The sequence below is a fragment of the Pararcticibacter amylolyticus genome (genome assembly GCF_003130405.1).
GTDB classification, from domain to species: domain Bacteria; phylum Bacteroidota; class Bacteroidia; order Sphingobacteriales; family Sphingobacteriaceae; genus Arcticibacter; species Arcticibacter amylolyticus.
Window position 1 is genome coordinate 40,234 of sequence record NZ_QEAS01000026.1, and the last position, 21,514, is coordinate 61,747.

9 protein-coding genes are annotated in these 21,514 nt (G+C 48.1%); 4 read left to right on the forward strand and 5 right to left on the reverse strand.

Annotated features, from left to right (window positions below; all coding sequences use genetic code 11):
• Nucleotides 1-46 precede the first annotated feature (46 nt).
• Genes DDR33_RS22650 through DDR33_RS22670 form a run of 5 tightly spaced genes read right to left on the reverse strand, consistent with a single transcriptional unit; the run spans nt 47 to nt 10,303 of the window.
• Nucleotides 47-2,554 carry a sugar-binding domain-containing protein gene (locus DDR33_RS22650; protein ID WP_109418086.1) on the reverse strand — a complete coding sequence of 836 codons (2,508 nt, stop codon included), beginning with the start codon at nt 2,552-2,554 and terminating at the stop codon, nt 47-49.
• Nucleotides 2,555-2,581: 27 nt separating this feature from the next.
• A complete protein-coding gene (locus tag DDR33_RS22655; protein WP_109418087.1) occupies nt 2,582-4,180 on the reverse strand; it encodes a glycoside hydrolase in 1,599 nt (532 codons plus the stop codon).
• A gap of 54 nt (nt 4,181-4,234) precedes the next feature.
• Nucleotides 4,235-5,818 (reverse strand): RagB/SusD family nutrient uptake outer membrane protein, encoded by a 1,584-nt coding sequence (locus tag DDR33_RS22660; protein WP_109418088.1) that lies wholly within the window; start codon nt 5,816-5,818, stop codon nt 4,235-4,237.
• A gap of 12 nt (nt 5,819-5,830) precedes the next feature.
• Nucleotides 5,831-8,857: a SusC/RagA family TonB-linked outer membrane protein gene (locus tag DDR33_RS22665; RefSeq protein WP_109418089.1), complete on the reverse strand. Its 3,027-nt coding sequence runs from the start codon at nt 8,855-8,857 to the stop codon at nt 5,831-5,833.
• A gap of 18 nt (nt 8,858-8,875) precedes the next feature.
• The gene (locus tag DDR33_RS22670) at nt 8,876-10,303 is read right to left on the reverse strand and encodes a SusF/SusE family outer membrane protein (RefSeq protein WP_158280836.1); all 1,428 of its coding nucleotides are present in this window, start codon (nt 10,301-10,303) and stop codon (nt 8,876-8,878) included.
• Between the two features lie 175 nt (nt 10,304-10,478).
• Here DDR33_RS22670 and DDR33_RS22675 point away from each other — a divergent pair, with 175 nt between their 5' ends.
• From DDR33_RS22675 to DDR33_RS22690, 4 genes are all read left to right on the forward strand, one after another.
• A complete protein-coding gene (locus DDR33_RS22675; protein ID WP_109418105.1) occupies nt 10,479-14,525 on the forward strand; it encodes a hybrid sensor histidine kinase/response regulator transcription factor in 4,047 nt (1,348 codons plus the stop codon).
• A gap of 114 nt (nt 14,526-14,639) precedes the next feature.
• A complete protein-coding gene (locus DDR33_RS22680) occupies nt 14,640-16,094 on the forward strand; it encodes a phytoene desaturase family protein (RefSeq protein WP_109418091.1) in 1,455 nt (484 codons plus the stop codon).
• 723 nt (nt 16,095-16,817) lie between these two features.
• Nucleotides 16,818-20,015 (forward strand): SusC/RagA family TonB-linked outer membrane protein, encoded by a 3,198-nt coding sequence (locus DDR33_RS22685; RefSeq protein WP_109418092.1) that lies wholly within the window; start codon nt 16,818-16,820, stop codon nt 20,013-20,015.
• An 18-nt stretch (nt 20,016-20,033) separates the two neighbouring features.
• Nucleotides 20,034-21,509, forward strand: a complete 1,476-nt coding sequence (locus DDR33_RS22690) for a RagB/SusD family nutrient uptake outer membrane protein (RefSeq protein WP_109418093.1) — start codon at nt 20,034-20,036, stop codon at nt 21,507-21,509.
• The last annotated feature ends 5 nt before the right edge of the window (nt 21,510-21,514 follow it).

Consider the following 21,514-nt stretch of genomic DNA (forward strand, 5'->3'; position numbering starts at 1 on the left):
AAGAACAGAGCTCTTTTGGTAAATTACAGATTTAGTTCGTTTTATCTTACTTTATCTCCAGCTCTGCCTCAACACCTTCGAGCCAGGGCGATGAGAACCGTACCTGCACTTTTTCACCCGCTTTTCCGCTTGCCCGGATATAAGCGATCATTTTTCCATGATACACTCTTTGGCGGTTATCCGTGTAATCAGACATATCTGAGTTATCGCCCGCCTCAAGGCCAAGCAGATCTGCTGGTCCCATTATTTTGCAGGTCACCTCGTTATCAGAAAGCATCACGGGCACACCATCCTCGTCAACCACCTGCAAGGCTATCTGGGCCACACCGCCATTTGCTGTTATACTTTTCTCTGATGAGATGATCCGGAGGGCTTTAGGCCTTTTTGAGGACTGAATACTGTAGCGGCATGTTTCTTTACCGTGCTCATCCAGGCCAACAACTTCCAGTTTCCCATTCGCGTAGGGGATATCCCAATGGATGATCCCATGCTCGTCATTGTGTACCAGGGTTTTACCAATGGTCTTTCCGTTTAGTTCCAGGCGGGCTTTTGCTGCATTGGTGTAGCATACCACCCTTATTGACTGGCCTTCCTGGTAGTTCCAGATGGGCCAGGCATCCATAGATGGGACCTTTTCCTCTCCGTTATCCTGGGCGTTTTCTGCTTCCATTGCCGACCACACATCTTTGGCCTGCTGCACGCGCTCTTTTCCCGGAGTTGGGTAGGTGCCGATGTAAGCCACTGGCTTATCTGCCCATAGTGCCTGGCGGAAATGGCCACGGGGCTTTATAAATCCGCCAAAGTCCAGCAGCCCGGAATAGAACCCCCGTGAAGGCCATCTTCCGGACTCTCCCAGGTAATCGATGCCGGTCCAGAGGAATTGTCCGAAAATGTGTTTATTATCCCTCACTGCTTTCCATGCTTCGAAGTCATGCCGGTTCTCGCTGCCATAGATCACTCTTTTCGGGTATTTTACATGGTCAGTCTGGTAACGGCTCTCGGTATAGTTATAACCGGCGATATCAAGAGCAGAAGGATATTCAGTTTCGTTGGACATCGCTACACCTGCTAGCCCTGCCGTGACAGGCCGGCTTCTGTCGTACGTTCTTACAACAGCAGCCAGGCGTTTTGCGATATCACCAAGTCTGCCGGCATCAGGAGCGTCCTTCTTATATCCCCCGAAAATTGGCTGTGTAAAACCGCCTTCGCGACTTCCGTCCAGCACAGGGTGGGAGTAGGGATCATTAGGATAATCCACCTCGTTGCCGATGCTCCAGGCGAATACAGAAAGATGATTCCGGTCGCGCTTCACCATGTCGGCCAGGTCTTTCTCTCCCCATTCTTTGAAGAAATCGAAATTACCGTCGAAGCCCGGCGTACCTACATTCCATCCCTCCAGCCATTTGCGTTTCGGAAACTCCCACTCGTCAAATGCTTCATTCATCACCAGCAAACCCAGTTCGTCGCAGAGTGCATATAAGCCCGGGGCCTGGGGATTGTGACTGGTGCGGATAGCATTACACCCGAGCTCTTTTAAGGTAAGCAGCCTGCGCCGCCACACTTCCGGATACACCTCTGCTCCGAGTACTCCTGAGTCATGGTGCAGGCATACGCCTTTTATCTTCATCCATTGCCCGTTGAGCGCAAATCCTTTGCCGGGATCAAATGTAAACGTGCGGAAGCCGGTGGTGACAACCGACTGGTCAATTACTTTACCATCCTGCAGAACGGTTGTGCGTAATTTATATAAAGCAGGACTGTTCAGGCTCCATAACTGTGGTTGTTTCACCGCGAGGCTAAACTTTACCTTGTTCCCGTTACCTGCATTTACTGCAATTTTACTGGTTTTATTTGCTGCTGTACGTCCGTCGGGAGCGATCAGCTCATTCCGGATCGTCAGACTTGCATTGCGTGAAGAGCTGTTCGTCAGGCTGATCTCTGTATGGAGCGATGCCTGGTTCCCTTTTACTTGCGGGTAGGCATATACGCCCCACTGATCAATATGTACCGGGTTTGCCGATACTAACCAGACATCTCTGTAAATGCCGGATCCGGTGTACCAGCGGGAATCTGCCGATTTGCTGTGGTCTACCCGTACTGCAATGATGTTTTCCGCACCATACCGGATATACGGGGTAGCGTCGTACAGAAAGGAGATATAGCCGTTTGGACGGATGCCGAGCGAATGTCCGTTAATGAATACCTCGCTGCGGTTGTACACTCCTTCGAAATAAAGGAATGTTTTCTTTCCTTCGCTGTCCTTAGGAACAGTCAGCTTTTTCCGGTACCAGCCGATGCCTCCCGGTAAATATCCGGTAGCACTGGCGAGGCTCGGGCTCAGGGCTTGTTTAACACTCCAGTCATGAGGCAGGTTCACCCGCTGCCACGACTGGTCATTTATGTCCGGAGTTTCTCCGTTTTTTACGTCGCCGAGGTGAAACAGCCAGTCAGCATTGATTTTTTCCGGCTGGCCGAAGCCCGGCTGTGCATGCAGGAAGACGGGCACGGAAAGGAGAAATAATAGCCAGATCGGGAAGAGGGATGTCGGTTTCATATTTGTGTGTGCTTGTTTCGGAACCTATTATTTTAAATTATAAACAACTGTAACCACTGACCCGGGGTTTACTGTAATGGGGCTTTGCCCGCCGGCGATCGTTCTTTCAGCCATGTCCTGGCTTGCACTGGTGGTATAAGCTTTAATATCTGCAATCTCTGTATCTTTGATGAGGGCTTTTGCGTCAAACTGCTGGGTGGAAAGATTGGTATACACCGCTACAATTTTCTTACCATCGGGGGAGATAAAGGCACTGCCGAACAGGTCTTTTGAACTGCCCTGGATCTGCAGGTCAACGCGTTTATATCCGGGCCTTATGAATAAACTGTAATTCCCCAGTACCCAGAGGGTTTTCGTGGCAGTATGGGTTCCCGATTGCCGGATATCTCCGTAATCGCCGCCTGCCGGTGTTACTTTTATGAGGAGGAACCTGTTCTTATGTCCCCACCTTTCAGCAGACAGCGCTGTCCAGTACGACCACGAAGAGACATTGGCGTACACCAGGTCACAATTTATCACTTTAGACATATAGAGTGCTATATCCATGTAGGATGCTTTGTCAAAGCCGGGAAATTCATTTTCACTATAGCCATCTCCCAGCATGCTCCATTCGGTCTGCCAGGCTTTAAGTCCCGCTGCTTTAGCGCTTTGGTCAACTTTAGTCCTGGTGGAAACCAGGGATTGCCAGGTGCCGTCAGTCCAGTAACTATGACCGGCTATAACAGGTGCTACATGCTCCAGGTTACCCACATAGTTGGATGAAGCAGAATTGAACAGGTTGCTGATCACATTCTTGCGACCGGGATCACCGTCAGCCTCGTAGACATCGTTCCAGGCAGCCGACTCAGCCAGCAATATTTTGGTATTAAGGCCTTTATCTTTAATCGCTTTGTCCAGTTCCACCGTCAGCTTTTTTATCTCACTGTTTTGCCAGGCAGTCCCTTCCTGTCCCGGTTCATTCCAGTTATGCTGGGGTTCATTGACGGGGCTGATGTAGTCAAAACGGGTGCCGTTATTATTGAAATGTTGCAGGACTGAAGCCATATACTCTGCAAAATCATCATAATGCTCATCTTTCAGATTCGAGTATGCACCCATGCCGGAATATCCCTTGCCGTTCCTGGTAAAGTTAACCGGCGGGGTATTGCTGAACATTACAAACTGTTCGCAACCGTAGCTTTTGGCTTTGTTCAGGAAGTATTGCTGTCCGGCCTGTTTCGTCCAGTCTATTGATCCGGTAACGGGGTCGATAAATGCTTCGGCCCGCCTGCTTATGTCTTCAATGTCACTGGCTGCTCCCTGCTGTGCGGTTCCGCCTCCCAGGTTGAATCTCCATCCTGAAAGTCCGATTCCCTCGGGCTGCCCGTTTTCTACACGCTTTGAAAACAATAACTTCGCAATCCCTTCGCGCTCACTATCTGACCAGCTGTTGCCGATATAATTGGCGTACCAGCAATCCGAAGCTGCAAAACTTTCAATGGTCTGGTATTTTTTCGTGATATCGATCACCACTTTTTCTTCCCCGTTACTGACGGTCCTGGTATCCGGAGCTATAGTAGGGGCAGGGGCTTTGTTACAGCCAGTTGCAATAGCCGATACCAGGAGCAGAATTTGTTTGATGTTCATGTATAACTTTATTTAGGCCCCTCAGGGTATGAGGGGCCGGTCAATTGATTCCTTTTAAAAATTGGGGTTCTGAACGATGCTGCCGCCGGAAAGCTGAATTTCTGTATTGGGGATCGGAAACAGCAGGTCGCGGTTTTCCTGGAACGTAATACCTTTATTACTGTTTTCCCGCTGGTTGCTGCGTTCGTATTCATCTGTCGACTCCTGCATGTTATAGCGGACGAAAGAACCATTGGGACCCATAATATTGGCGATAGCTTTTTTGCCGTTATCGTCAGTCCAGCGACGGATATCATAAAGGCGCTGAAATTCGAGTGCCAGTTCCAGCCTTCTTTCCAGCCTGATGGCATTCCGTAGTGCGGTGCCTGAAGCTGTCACCGGAGGCAGGTTAACACTTGCGCGCCCGCGTACCCTGTTCAATGCCTGACGGGCATCGGCATCGCGGCCCACCGCATTGGCTGCTTCTGCGTACATCAGCAGTACGTCGGCAAAACGCAGCAAACGCTGATTGAGATTATTATGATTGCCGTCGTAGGGCGTAGGACGCAGATTGTGAGGGATATAGAACTTCCTGTTGATGCGCGCCGATTTATGCTGGCCCGGTGCAATCACATAGTTCTTTGCTTCAGGAGTATTGTCCCCGGCAACATCATCCCCGTTCTTAACAATGGTCCACCTCAAACGCTCAGCGTCACCCGCATCTATGAATGCTTTCTCCAGGTTACTGGTAGGTAAGCCCCAGGACCATCCGGAGTCATTGCGGGAACCTGTAAATACCGGAAGCCGTCCGCCGAGGTTGTACGTGAGGTCGGAACTATATTGTACCTCAAAAAGCGATTCAATACTGTTATTATGCTCGATCGACCACACATCTCCGAAATTGGGCAGAAGATCGTATTGATTTGACTGGATAACCTGTCCCAAGACGTCCAGTGCTTCGTTATATTTTTCCTGGTAGAGGTATGCTTTGCCGAGGTAACCCATTGCTGCACCCTTGGTAGCACGACCAAGATCGGCTGCCGGATATTCACTTCTCAGCGGAAGATCGGCGATTGCATCCTGCAGATCCTGCTCGATCTGTTTGTAAGTTTCCTGGACGGAAGCTCTTGTAATACCCAGAATCTCGCTGGGTAGTTTCATTTCCGTAATCAGGGGCACCCCACCGAAATTTTTCACCAGCTCGAAATAATTAAAAGCACGGAGAAACTTGGCTTCAGCAATGATCCTCTTTCTGAGTGTCTCATTTTTGATGGGTGCACCGGGTACCTTGCTGATCACGATATTACATCTCAGGATGCTCTTGTAGCGGTATTGCCAGTAATTGCTGATAGGGCCATCCTGACTTGGGTTACCATAGTGGGCCGTCCGGAGCCAGTCGCTTTGCGATTGCGTCGTGTTTCCCATCCAGAGATCGTCAGAGGCCATTTCGAAGCCGACACTGGGTGCGGCTATCTGCCACCAGTCATCCCAGAACACACCCTGGTAGGCGCCTGTCAGCTGCTTCAGACATTCTTCTTCTGTCTGAAAGTAAGTGTTAAGATTCTCCTTTCCGAGCACCGGCTGTTCCAGGAAGTTAGAGCAACTGCTGAACGAATATAAAAATGTACAGCAGATAAATATTTTCAATGCATGTCTCATCTCTGTTGCAGATTAAAAGTTAACGTTTACACCAAATAGGAACGTACGGGGGTTGGGGTACGCGATATTATCGATCCCTGCTTCCAGGACGCCTCCCAGGCCTGCCCGTTCCGGATCCATTCCGGAGTAACCGGTGATAGTGAAAAGATTCTGACCGGAGGCGGATAATCGCACTCCCATTCCTTTCGTTATTTTTTTAGGAAGCGTATATCCTAACTGAAGCAGGTTGCAGCGGAAATAGGAGCCATCCTCCACGAAGAAAGAAGACACACGCTTGAAGTTGAGGTTTGAATCTTTATCAGAAAGACGCGGGTAGAAATTACTGGTGCCTTCACCTCTCCATGCTTTGTCATAAGCATCTGCATATACATTCTGGCCATCCGCACCCGAATAGAACCCAGCCATTGCGCTATTGTAAATATCGTTGCCGAATGTCCCGTAAAAGTTAGAAACCAGGTCGACGTTTTTGTAAGACAAGCGGATATTCAACCCTGCTGTCAGGTCGGGAAATGCCTTGCCGATATACGTTTTGTCCTTTTCATTCAGAACTCCGTCACGATTCAGGTCTTTAAAACGAATATCGCCGGGCACAGCATACTGCTGGAGGATTTCCCCATGTTCGCCTGTATGACTATTTATTTCTGTCTGATTTTGGAATATCCCATCCGCTACATATCCATAGAAACGGCTGATCTCGCCCCCTTCTTCGTTCCTGGTAATAAAGTCATTGAAGAAGCCGCCTCTTAACAGCGGGGTATTATCGACAAATTTGAGCGCTTTGTTCTTTACGTTCGAAAGGTTTATACCGGCTTCATATCCAAAGTCGCCAGTTTTATCTTTCCACCTAAAAGATAGTTCCCATCCTCTGGCCTGCATGGTGCCGATGTTTGTCATCATTTCACCGGCCCACATTGGATATCCAAGTATAGAAAGATTAGGTTTCGGCATGAGCATACCCTTCGATTTTTTAGAGAAGAAATCAGCTGTGATATCCAGTTTGCCCTTCAGTAAACTGACATCCAAACCCATATTGTAATCTTCTACAGTTTCCCACCCGAGCTGAGTGTTTCCAACCTGGCTGATCGAGGTGCCTATTTGTCGTTCGCCCCCCGGGCCGAACACGTAATCTGAGGCTCCGATAAGGTTCAGGTAGAGATCGGGATCTATATTCTGATTACCTACACGTCCCCATCCTGCGCGGATCTTCAGGTTGGAAATAGCTTCCACATCTTTTAGAAATGCTTCTTCTGACGCACGCCATGCTACTGAGACTGACGGGGACTTTGCGTATTTATTTCCTGAAGGAAATCTTGATGAACCGTCTATCCTGTATGTACCGGTCAAGTAATAGCGGTTATCATAGTTATACATAATACGTCCCAGGTACGAGATCAGGGTCCTGTATATGTTGGTGCCGGAAGATTGCGGAGTTAAGGTGCCCGCATTGAGATATTGCAGGTCAGGATGATTGCTTGGAACTCCGTCACGTGATCCGAAGAGCTGGTAATCTCCTTCTTTTTCCATTGTGAAGGCGCCCATCATGTTGAAATGATGCATCGTCGCAATCGTTGTATTGTAATTCAGCGTATTGATCCAGTTCCAATCGACCCAGTTCCTTGCGGTTCTCTGAATTTTAGTCCGGTCGTTCTTTTCCAGGTTATCAATATAAAATACAGGAGAAAATTCGTCGCTTAACCTGAACCTGGCATTAACGCTATACTGCGTCCTGGCAACAAGCCCTTTTACCGGCTCTATGCTGATAAATGGAATCATCAGCATCCCGTATTCGTTGCTGTGACGGTTCTCCCGCGCCACGCTTGCCACGGGGTTCCATGTCTGGTTGTTATAAGAACGTGCATAGTTGTTAAAGGGGTTTGCTACCCAGTCTTCCTGTGCATTAAAAACAGGTGTTGTGGGATCCATTCGCATAACAGACGAAAACAGGTCGGGGGTATCGTTCCAGTTCTCATATTTTGGAGCCAGGTTTATCCCCGCTTTTACAGTTTTGCTGAACGTATATTCTGTGTTGAAGCGTCCGGTGATGCGCTTCCATTGTCCAACATCAAATTGCGATTGCTGTTGAAAATATCCAAGGCTTCCGCTGTATATCAGCTTATCATTACCTCCCTGGAAACTCAGATTATGCGTCTGGGTATATCCGAAATCATTCACCGTCTGATCCCACCAGTCTGTGTTGATCCCTTTGTCCGACTTTTCATTCCAGAGTGGGGTAGATTCATCATTCGTGTATCTTTCCTTGAAAACCAACGCATACGTGGCGGCATCTGCCAGTTTAGGTTTGGTGATGGTTTGAAGACCCACGGAGGAATTGAGCTGAAAACGGTTCTTGCCCTGGGTACCTTTTTTGGTCGTTATTATAATGATCCCGTTTGCTCCCCTCGTACCATAAATGGCAGAGGCAGACGCATCTTTCAGTATTTCAATACTCTCAATATCGTCCTGATTAAGGAAATTAATATTCGTTCCTACCGGTGATCCATCTACTACATACAGGGGATCCGTCCCGTTTATGGTCGTTACTCCACGGATCAGGACCCGCGGAGAAGCCCCCGGGCCGCCACTTGCCGTAACCTGCACACCGTTTGCCTTCCCCTGCAGCGAAAGCATGGCATTGCCCGCAGTCGTGTTTTTCAGATCCTCACCTTTTACTGTACTGATCGAGCTGGTCAGATCGCTTCTTTTGGCCACACCATACCCGATCACCACTACCTCATCCAACATTTTTTGATCTTCGGCCAGGCTGACATTTATCGTGTGGTTTTCATTTACCGTTACTTCTTTCGCGACATAACCGGCATATGAAAACACGAGCACACTATTGTTGCCGACACTCAGGGTGTATTGCCCGTTAATGTCCGTTGCGGTGCCGTTCTTAGTGCCTTTTTCCTTAACGGTTACGCCGATCAGGGTTTCATTGTCTTTGCTGGCTGTTACCTTCCCCCTGACGGTGACCCTGGTCTGAGCCGGCAGAAATAAGGGCAGTATAAGCAACAGCAATACTAAATATCTCTTTGTCATTTTGCTTTAGTTTATGAATTAATTAATCGGATAGAGCTGGGAGCGCTTCAGGTGCGTGTCGAATTTGAAAATATATCTTCCTGATGTTGTCACTTTCCAGTCTCCGGGATTTTCTCCGTCGTTTGAGACATTTGCTTCCGGATCGTCGCTGCGGTCCCAGCGCCAGAACGGCTCAGGCCACCATCCCCATGAATGCTGTGCCTGGATGATGAAACCGATAGTAGCCCCGGCCTGGAGGGTCATCTCCACCGAGAACTGGTATTTATTTTCCGGGTTCTGGGTGAGCAATAAGGGAGATGCCGTGTTCCAGTTTCCGGCATTCGGTACACCACTTCCCACGAGACCGATCTGAAGCGGGATACTACCTTCACCCGGGCGGGTAGGATCCAGGAGCATCGGGCTTCCTATTGCCAAAGGAGCATCTGAGGGAGTGTAGGGCGTTACCGAATAAACGCCGGTTTTTACATTGAAGTTTATTTCATAATATCCTTTTGCAGGAAGGCTTATCGGAAGTGACACTTCCGGGTCATCCGTCAGCAAATTGTTATTTAAAGGATCTACACCGAAGCAGATCGGGCTGAAGTCCGTTTTTTGCGGGATAAATCTGATCTGCGTACCTGCAGCGGCTGAATAGTACCGGGCTTTATAGGTAAATGCCCCGCTGCGTGAGATCAGCATTGGAACGCCAAAAATGTCACTGTTCAGTTTTGCGGCGTCCGCTACATCAGTGAGGTACATTTTAGGGAAATCCGGCATTTCAGAGACCGTGATGATACTTGAACTTTTTGCTTCAAGCCCTGCTTTGTCTGTCGCCACAAGCGACAAGGTATACGTCGCCAGTGCAGCAGGCAGGTTAATAGCCTCATTGAACTGGAGCATTTTTCCGGAATTGGTGAATTCCGTTACATCTTTGGTGTAATTGATCTCGGGGATCTCAATCCTCACCTGTTTTAAAGCCTTGTCATCATTTACTGTAAACTTAACGTTTAAGCGGGTCGTGCTTTTCAGGAGAACTGTAACGGCCTTATCCGGAGCAATGGCAAAAACCGGGTTGGTAAAGTCGCCGTCCATCGTGATCATAACAGTCGACTTTGTTGAGCGCCCTCCACGGTCGAGAACCGTAATCTCCAGCGGGAAGTTGTCTCCCTTCAGATCCTTTTTTGTTGTGAACCTGTAGCTCAGATCATAAGCATACACCGTGCTGTCAAGGGTCAGATCGATCGTTTTGTTAAGATCAAATTCCGTGTTCTTCAGATTGACGGATTTGATCCCGTCTTTGTCTTCGATCCTGGCCCGGATAACGAATTCGCGGCCCGGTTCTGTCGATATACGGTCTGATGCAGCTTCGATGCTGGGGGGTAAGCCGTCAACATCTTTAAACTCATCTTTCTTACATCCACACAACAGGCACGCAGCAAGCAATAGCAGGGTAAAGTACCTTTTCATATAATTTAAGTTTTGGTTATAAACTGTAACAAAAGTAGGCGGACCGGCTTCCGGCATGCGCATACAGATCCGTCAATTGTAGATCGCAGATCGGTCATTTCCGTGATAAACCGTCCCCCGTGTCCTCTTGAAAGCCCCCCAGTTGTTATCTTTGAGCCTGGAATTAATGAATTATATGCCTGTAAAATTACTCTGTTTATTTTGCCTGGTCTCACTTACATTGTTTGGACAAACCCGGAATTATGATATAAAAAAACTGGGTATCGAACAAGGGATCTCCAGCAACTATGTGGTGAGCATCACCCAGGACAGGAAGGGCTTCCTGTGGTTTGCTACGGAGTCGGGACTCAACAGGTTCGACGGAAGCAAATTCAGGGTCTACAAAAAGAACCAGGGTACTTCCGCTATTAGCGGAAACGAACTGAATAAAGTATATGCAGATCAATATGAGGATGTGGTGTGGATTGCCACGCAAAGAGAGGGCTTGAACAGGTTTGACTGCAATACCGGGAAGCTGACGCATTATAAGCACGACGATGCCCGCCCGGCGGGAATTATTACTAATGATATTACGGATATCAGCAATTCGGGAAACGGCAATCTTTGGATCTCAACCTATTACAGGGGAGTCGAGTATTTTGACAAGAAGAACGAAACCTTTATCCACTACAACAGGGCTACAGTCCCGGGAATGGTGAGCGACAACGTGTGGTCGGTCGCCGAAGACAGTAAAGGCAATCTATATATCGGACATGTAAATGCCGGTCTGAGCATCCTTTCATTAAAAGATAGAAAAATACGGAATTTCAGGCACCGCGCCGGCGATGAGGCGAGTTTACCCGGCGACGAAGTAAAAACCGTCTATGTCGACAGGAGTGATAACGTGTGGATCGGTACGAATAATGGCCTGGCCCTGTTTAACAGCGAGAAAGGATCATTTGTGGTCTTCAAACATGATCCGGCTAACAGTTTGTCGCTTGCTGCAAACTTTGTTTACACCATCCGGCAGCTTCACGACGGGAAACTTTGGATCGGTACAGAGAAAGGAGGGATCAGTATTTTAGATGTAAAGCACAATATGTTCCTGGATCCCCGGCATATTTTACTGGAACATATTTCTTACAGCGGTGACGACAGCGGTTTATCGAATCCGACTATCCGCAGTATTTTCCAGGACTCATTTAATAATATCTGGCTGGGGACTTACGGAGGGGGAGTCAATTTTATCGGTCACCGGCCCCCGCTTTTCAGAACATGGACTTATTCGCCGATCCAGACCAGGAAAGAGGTCTTAAACAACCCTGTAGCCTGGGGGATCAGCAGCGATACGAGAGGCCGGATATGGGTAGGAACCGATGGGGGAGGCATCAATATCTTTCAGAACGGAAGAAGGACCGGGACCATCAGCAGGCAGAAGGATAAACTAGCCGACGACGCGGTTTTAGCCGCTATGCGCGATAGCTCAGGGAATCTCTGGTTTGGAACTTTTAAAGGAGGTGTAAATGTTTTGAATCCTCAGGGTCAGCGGATCATACATTTCGGAGCAGGCGGCAACGATTCAGACATCCGGTGTTTTTATGAAGACAGCGGCCATATCGTCTGGGTGGGCAGCAGCAGCGGCTTGTACCAGTATAATACCCTGACGAAACAACTCAAACTTTATTCTTCAGGGAATTCGAAGATTCCTGGAAACCTGGTCAGGGCAGTTTCAAAAGATAATAAAGGACAATTATGGGTAGGGTTCTTCGGACAGGGACTTGCTGTTCTGGATAAAGACCTCCGTGTCGTGAAGACGTACGACACTTATTCAGGGTTTCCCTCCAATACGGTAAATTATATTTACAGGGACAGGAAGGGCGGAATGTGGGTGGCTACCGGTGAAGGGCTTGTCTGGTTCAGGAACGGCGGTTCGTATCAGGCCTTTACTGAAAAAGATGGCCTCAGCAACAGCCATATCCGGGCTATAACGGAAGATGCAAACGGCAATATCTGGTTCAGCACGATAGGAGGCATCAGCCGTTTTATGCCTTCGCAGAAGAGGTTCTTTAATTACGACTATCACCATGGAGTTCCCCTGGGAGACTTCATGAGCGGATCTGTCACAAAAGACCCGGGCGGAAAGATCTACTTCGGTTCTCAAAACGGCGTATGTTATTTTGACCCCTTACTGATCCCGACCCATATTAAGCTGCCCGAAACCATCATTACGGGATTCAAGGTGTATCAAAACCAGCTGAAAGCCGATAACGTAAGCGATCTTCCTGTCAACTCCGGTATTCACTTAAATTACCGGCAGAATACCTTCAGTGTTTCCTTTAATGTTCTTGATTTTTCGCTGAACCAGTTAACGGAATATGCTTACATGCTCAGGGGATTATCTGATTCATGGAATCAGGTACAGGGAGATAACTCTGTTACTTTCAGGAATATTCCCCCTGGTACATACGAATTGCTGATCCGGTCGAGGATCAAAAACCAGGATTGGAAGGACAACATCACCTCCCTGAGAATTGTGATTTCTCCTCCTTTCTGGCTTACATGGTGGGCAAAGACAATTTATATGCTGGCCGCCGGAGTCGTCGGGTGGTTTATTCTTCGATTTTATAAGCGAAAGCTTAACCTCGAAAACTCACTCGTACTCGAAAAGATGAATCACCGCCATGAGCAGGAACTGCATGATGAGCGCATCCGGTTCTTTACGAATATTACTCATGAACTGCGTACGCCGCTGACCCTCATTCTCGGGCCGCTGGAAGATCTCAAAGGAGAGACAGGCCTTTCAGAAAATCATTCTTCCAGGATATCGGTCATTCATAAAAGTGCTGCGCGGCTTCTGACCCTGATCAATCAGCTCCTGGAATTTCAGAAAACCGAAAGCCAGAACAGAAAACTAACCGTGCTGCGCGGAAACATCGAACAACTGGTCCTCGAAACCGGATTAAAGTACAAGGAGTTGAATACCAATAAAAACGTTGACTTCAGTATCGTTTCAGAAACCAGAAACACCACGTGGTATTTCGACCCGGATATCGTAGCCACCATTCTGGATAATTTGCTTTCCAATGCTTTTAAGTATACGCAAACAGGCAGTATTGTCCTGGCTCTGAGGGACGTAACAGACCATGGTGTTCAGTTCACTGAAATCGAAGTGAGTGATACGGGAAGCGGGATCCCTGCTGACGCCATTTCAAAGATCTTTGAACGGTATTATCAGGTTGGAAGGGACAGGCATGTATCGGGTACTGGCATTGGCCTGGCCCTCGCTCAGAATCTTGCATCCATTCATGAAGGAAAGATCTTCGTAGAAAGCACGCTGGGGGAAGGGTCATCTTTCCGGTTCCGCATCGGCACAAACAACGGGTATCCTGATGCGATACACCAGGATGCGGTGCTGCCTGAAGATGTTTTGATACATGAAGAGGGAAAGCAGTCCGGAGGAAAGCAGGTGGTGCTGGTAGTGGAAGACAATCATGATATCAGAGATTACATCTTCCAGTCCCTGTCAGAACAGTATCTGGTTTATACGGCAGCGAATGGAAAGGAGGGCATTGAAAAGGCCTTTACGCACATTCCCGACATTATAGTAAGTGATATCATGATGCCTGAAGCGGATGGGTTTGAACTTGGTAAAACACTCAAAGAGGATATCAGGACCAGTCATATCCCGATCATTTTCCTAACCGTCAGGGATGCTGTGCTGGATCGTAAAGAAAGTTATAATATTGGCGTCGACTCTTATCTAACCAAACCATTCAGTGCAGAATTGCTGAAAAGCCGTATAGGTAATTTGCTTGACGCCCGGAAAAAGCTCGCTGAACTGATCAGCAAAAATACGGATAGTAAACATGCAGGCATTGCAGGCTCGCTGAACAAAATAGACAATGAATTTATTGAGAAAATAACCAGCGTTATTGAAGAGAATATTGATTCTGACAAGATTGATGTGGTGTTTATCGCTGATAAGATGATGATGAGCCATTCTACTTTATATCGTAAAGTGAAGGCGCTGGCAGGAATATCGGTCAATGAGTTTATCCGGAAGGTGAGGATCCGTCATGCCGAAAAGCTGTTGCTGACCGGCCGGTATACTATTTCGGAAATCTCTTATATGGTGGGAATCAACAGCATTACCTACTTCCGGCAATGCTTTAAAGACGAATTTGGCCTGGCTCCGTCAGAATATGTAAAGAAACTTAACAGCAGCGATTCCTCTTTGTCATAAGAAAAACGCCTGGCAGATCAAACACAGGCGGGGATTCGTATATTTATCCTGAACACATCCGGTATGTACTACGGAAAAACTCCCTGCCTCCGGATGGCGCCAGCTTGATCAGGAATGACTGAAACAGTAAAAACGGATTATGATGCAGTGGTGGTCGGATCGGGCCCGAACGGACTTGCGGCAGCTATCACGCTTCAGCGCCGGGGACTCTCTGTGCTTCTCCTCGAGGGCAAAAATGAAATCGGTGGAGGCATGCGTTCATCCGAACTGACCTTACCGGGTTTTGTTCATGATATCTGTTCGGCTGTACATCCCCTTGCTATCGCTTCTCCTTTTTTTACCGGGCTTCCGCTCGAGCAATACGGGCTTGAATATATTACGCCCGGCATATCCGCTGCGCATCCATTTGATAATGGGAATGCTGCAATTCTCCTGCCTTCGATAGAACAGACGGCCGGCCGGCTTGGTGATGACGGAGATACTTACCGGCGGCTGATGGAGCCGCTCGTCCGGGATTGGCCTCTCATCAGCAGTGATCTGCTGGGGCCTTTGCGTATCCCTTCTCATCCTGCTGCTTTTGCCCGGTTTGGACTGAAAGCTCTGCCCTCAGCTTTGCAGCTTGCCGGCCGTTTCCGTACCATGGAAGCCCGGGGACTCCTGGCCGGGATGGCGGCACATTCTATACAGCCGCTGTCTAATCCCGCCACCTCCGCTATAGCACTGGTACTGATGATAAACGGGCATCTGGCAGGCTGGCCTGTGCCAAAAGGAGGCTCTGCATCTATCACAAAGGCGCTCGCCTCTTACTTCCTCGCATTGGGAGGGAAAATAGAGACGGACTTTTTTGTTACCAAACTCAGCCAGCTTCCGTCTGCCAGAGCTGTTCTGTTTGATGTGGGCCCCGCACAGCTATTACAGATCGCCGGCCACCGCTTTTCCCGGATCTATCGCTGGCAACTGGAACGATACCGCTATGGGATGGGAGTGTTTAAGATCGATTGGGCGCTGGATGGGCCGGTTCCGTTTACTGCACCTGACTGCCGGAGAGCGGCTACCGTTCATCTTGGCAACACCATTGAGGAGATTGCTGCAAGTGAAAAAGCGGCTTTTAGAGGGCAGGTTAGCGAACGCCCCTTCGTGCTGCTGGCACAACAGAGCCTGCTTGACAGTTCCAGGGCACCGGAGGGCAAACATACCGCCTGGGCCTATTGTCATGTCCCCTTTGCTTATAAGGGTGATATGACTAAAGCGATCGAGACACAGGTAGAGCGTTTTGCTCCCGGCTTCCGTGAACGCATACTCGCCCGCCATACCATGAATGCGGGTGAAATGGAACAATACAACCCCAACTATATTGGTGGTGATATCAACGGCGGACTTCAGGATATCAGGCAGATCTTTACGCGTCCGGCACTGAGATCCTCTCCCTACCGCACTTCTGCTAAAGGGCTCTACATCTGTTCTTCTTCAACTCCTCCGGGAGGAGGGGTACACGGAATGTGCGGATATCATGCAGCGAAAGCAGCGTTAAAGGACGTTTTTAAAGAAGATCCGGAAAAACTGATCTGATTCCGCGGGGAAAGTTGTAAAGTAGTCTATTCGGCAGATGGCAAACTGCTGAAAGATAAAACGGACGATTAAAATAGTTTGTCTTAATTCCATTCAAAGCGCTTTAAATAAGGCGCTTTTTTTTGCGTTTTCCATTGAGAAGAAAAGGCTTAATATGTTCTTTCTGCGGCTTTTGATAAATAATCTACAAAATCTATAGACTATTTCTAATAATCATTATATTTGTTGCACAAGTACGGACAGGCCGTATGATTTTATTATTGCCAAATAAAAGACAAGTATGAAAAATTCAATTACTCAGATTGCTGATTCTCATTTTTTCTGTGACGCCCATCGTTGTAGTACAAACTGCTGTTAAACGCAAATACCAGCGCCCGGTATGATAGAGTATTACCTGTATTTATAAGAAGATATGGGTGATTGCAACAGGACAGACCCGGAGTGTTAGAAAAATCCGGCAGTTTCCTGCCGGACAGTGTTGCGATAATCAGACATAATTCCACTCAGACTGATTATCCATTTATTAAAAATCAACTTCTTAATAAACGATCAAAGTTATGAAAAATAACTTATTACAGATTGCCATCTTTCCACGCCATAAGCTTTGCTGTTGATTTTCTGTTTCAGACCATGCATAAAGAGCATGTGATGTTCCGGCATTTGTCATGACCGGTCAGACCGGCGTGATCTCATAGTAAAATATTAACGCTTAAAGTTTAAATTATGGTAAATATCCCAGGAACCGGGTTGCCCAGTTATGCAACGGCCGGCAAGATTCCTGTTGTTATAAAAAAGAGCCTTCTCTTTGTTCTTCTTTTGCTGGCTGTCAGTGGTTTGATGGCTCAGGATTATTCAGTTCATGGTGTGGTGACAGGAAAAGACGATGGGTTTCCGCTGCCGGGAGTGAGTGTCCTTGTAAAGGGAGCTTCCTCCGGTACAGTAACAGACAATGCCGGAAAGTTTTCCATTACGATACCTTCGGGCAGAAATATACTGGTTTTCAAGTTCATTGGTTATAATACGCTTGAGCTGCCTGTAAGCAGGGAGCGCGAACTTAAGGTAACGCTGGAGACCGATCATAAACAGCTGAACGAAGTAGTTGTTACCGGGTATAATGTACAAAGCCGTAAGGATTTTACGGGTTCAGCCGCCCGCGTTAATGCGTCTCAGATTGAAAACCGGCCAGCCCAAAGCTTTGACCAGCTGCTCGGTGGGCAGGCCTCCGGTGTCAATATCGTGCAGCCCGGCGGAGTGCTCAATGCTACCCCGGTATTCAGGATAAGGGGTATAAACTCGATATCGTCGGGTATCTATCCCCTGGTTATCATTGACGGCGTTCCTTCCTTTACCGGCCAGCTCGGCGGCAATGTAGGAAACAACCCTCTTTCGAATGTGAATCCTTCAGATATAGAATCCCTGGATATATTAAAAGATGCCTCGGCAACAGCCATCTATGGGTCGAGGGCCGCCAACGGCGTAGTGGTTATTACTACTAAGAAGGGAAAAAAGGGAAGGGTGAAGGTGGATTATGACGGATGGGTAAACTTCAGTACGCCTTATAATTTACCTAAGCTGCTGAATGCCTATGATTATGTCACGATAAAGAATGAAGCGATGGTGAATTCAAGCCGGGAACCCGGCTTTGCCTTGCAGACCCTTTCTGACGGCACAGTGGTCAATACCGACTGGTACGACGTTGCTTATCATACGGGTGTTTCACAGGGGCACAACATCGGTTTTTCAGGAGCAACAGATGCTACCAGTTATTTCATTTCTCTCGGTTACTCTGATCAGAACGGAATACTGAGAACCAACACCCTGGATCAGAAAACAGCCCGGATCAACCTGGACCACCAGCTTCTTAGTAATTTAAAAGCAGGTACCCATTTATCCTATAGCAATTCGCTTGGAAAAGGTCCGGCGTCAGGTTCACTGCCTGGCCAGTATATCGGTACCGACGCACTGTCGCGGATGACGTATATTCTGCCCCCCAATGTGGCGGTTTATAATGAAGACGGTTCCTACAATATCCAGGATAAGCAAAGGGTAGGGTACGGAGCTAATAATGCGGTGGCTACAAGTGCCGGGTATGTAGGAAACATCAATGCATACAACCTGCAATTGATCCTCGACCTCGATAAGTATAGCTCCGAAAACAATTCACTGATAGGCGATGTGTTCGCCGAATGGGAAATTGCAAAAGGGCTCAGGATAAAAACCAGTTATGGCCTGAATAAGCTCGTGGTAGAGAACCTGAGCTTTCAGAACGGACTTCATGGAGATGCAGGTCCCGCTAATGGAGGTGCTACTAACTCTAACAGACGGCTTAACCGCACCGACTGGGTTAACACATTGACCTATAATAAATCCTTTGGCGGCCTGCATAACATAAATGTGCTGGCGGGATATGAAGAGATCGTCACCACCAATGATATCTGGGGGGCACAGAGGACGGGTCTTACAGATCCTTTCTTTACGAGCTTTCAGGGAGGTTTCACTACGATTACCGCTCCGGCAGGCCTTAACTCCCAGAGCAGGAATGGCTTCATTTCTTACTTTTCAAATCTTAATTACAATTTCAAAGAGAAATACCTGTTAAGCTACAGCTTCAGAAGGGATGGTTATTCCGGTCTTCCAGGGGGAAGCCGCTATGGGAATTTTAGTGGCGGATCTGTCGGATGGATAATTTCAGAAGAAGGTTTTTTTAAATCGTCAGCCCTGGTTGATGTCATCAGTAATATCAAACTAAGAGCAAGCTATGGAGAGGTCGGAAATATCAATATAGGGGATTTCCCTTCACTGGGTCTCTACACCGCCGGTACCTATAACGGGGTCCCTACGTTGGGATATTCCCAGGCGGGCAACAGCAACCTTCGCTGGGAAACCAGCAAGAAGACTGATGCCGGGGTAAGCTTTTCCTTTTTTAATGACCGCATCACGCTGGAAGCTGATTATTATTACAACAAAGTAGACGGCCTGATCCTCGATGCTAAACAGGCACCGTCGAAGGGCATCCCGGGGAATGTAATCAGTGCCAATGTAGGGTCGCTCTATAACAAGGGGCTTGAATTCAGCGTAAACGCATCCCTCATCAGCAGGGCGAGCTTTAAATGGAGTACCAATATAAACCTGTCGACCGTCAAAAACCGGGTTACAACCCTGTTCAATTCTACAGATATCTACACGCCAAGTAATTTTGGTATTCAGAACATGACAAGGGAGGGCTACTCCGTGGGTTCAATCTGGGCAGTGCCAACCGACGGAGTCAACCCGGATAACGGCAACAGGGTCTTTATTAACCGCAATAACGAGAAGGTTCAGTATAACCATGCAGCGGCAAATAAGTGGACATACCTTGACGGAAGCGTAGCTCCGGCTATAGATAATTATCTCGATGGACGTATCCAGGGTTCGTCACTTCCTGCCTGGTATGGCGGATTTAACAATTCGTTTGGATATAAAAACTTTGACCTGACTGCCGGGATCATCTTTTCAGGAGGCAATAAATTATACAACGGCACCCGGGCAAATCTCCTCGACCAGCGGTATTTTAACAACGGAACGTTTGTACTGGACAGGTGGACCAGCCCTGGTCAGAAAACCGGCATCCCAAAACTCTATTTTTCTGATAATGTGTCTACTGGCTTCTCCATTACCAATTCGGCCATGGTTGAAGACGGCGACTTTATCAAGCTCAAGAATGTCGCACTCGGATACAAGGTTCCTGTGCAGAAGATTGCCAGGGGAAGGATTTCGTCACTGAGAGTGTTTGTCCAGGCAACCAACCTGTTTACCATCACTGATTATAGCGGGTCGGACCCTGAAATCTCCATAAATGGAAATTCTATTGCTTCCGGTAAGGATCACAATGCCGTAGCCAATGCAACCACTTATGCGATTGGTATTAATCTGGGTCTCTGATTTAAAAGAATTAAGTATATGAAAACTGATTACAGGAATATAAAAAACACATTCTTTGTGCTGATTGGACTCGCCGCGTTGTCCGGCCTTCCATCCTGCACCAAAGATATACTCGATACCTCTCCCAAAACCGACATCTCGGAACTCACCGCCTTCAGTACCCCTGAAAAGATCCTGGCACAGGTAAACAATCTCTATTCCAGGTTGCAAAGAGCTCATTTTTACGGCGGCCGCTACATTCTGTTCAATGAACAGCGCGGCGACGAGTTCAGCCAGAATTCGGGAAATGCCGCCGAAGGAGCGTTGATTTGGCAGCATACAGCCTTATCAACCGATACATTCGTCGGAAACCTCTGGAGCTTTGCTTACCAGGCAATCAATAATGCTAATATATTTATAGACAAGGTTCAGAACACGACCGTACTGGATGCTGCGCTGAGGGATCAGTATATAAGCGAAGCAAAGTTCATAAGAGCACTTTCCTATTTTGTGCTGGTACAGGTCTATGCCAGGCCTTATGCAAGCGATAACGGAGCAAGTCCGGGACTTCCTTTAAGGCTCACTCCGCAGACGTCGGGCGGGAATGACGACCTTGCCCGCAGTTCCGTGGCTGAGGTGTATAGCCAGGTTATTAAAGATCTTGATGAAGCGGAAGCCGGGCTTCCCGCAGCATACAGTACGGCAGCACTCAACGCTTCCCGCGCCCATAAAGTTACTGCCATTGCTTTAAAGACCAGGGTATACCTGGCGAAAGCCGACTATGGCAGGGTGGTCGCAGAAGCATCGAAACTTGTCCCCGCGGTTGCGCCATATGCCTATACTGCGGGTTCTCTTACCCACAGGCTTGAAAACAACATTGCAGCCGTGTTCTCCGGTTCTTATACCGGGAATGAAGCGATTTTCTTTCTCCCTTTCAATGCCACAGATTCCCCGGATTCGCAAAGCGCTCTTGCGCATAATTACCTGGGAGCTGTGATCATTTCATTAAACCAGGCGGGAATCTATGCTAACCCGGCGCTGTCATCTTCCGCTTCTGCTGACGCCCGGCGGAACCTGATTACGCTGAAGAACGGGCTGAATGTGCTGTCGAAATTTCCAAAGATCACCACCCCGTTTACCGATTATATTCCCGTGATCCGGTATGCAGAGGTATTGCTGAACTATGCAGAGGCAGCGGCGGAAACTGATGATCTGACCAGGGCTGCCGCCTTGCTGAATGCTGTCAGAAAGCGATCCGATGCCGCTTATTCTTTTCCGGATGCGGCAACCTCAACAAAAGGGGCACTCATCAGCACTATCCTCACAGAACGCCGGCTCGAATTATTAGGTGAAGGGTTCAGAACCCCTGATTTGCAGAGGAGGCTTCAGCCTTTTCCGGCCAAAACCGGTGGAATAGGCACCGTAGCAGCAGTATCCCCCACGGCAAGCAACTATATATGGCCGGTTCCGGCAGATGAGCTCGGCACAAACAAGCTTATTCAACCGAATCCATAAGAAGC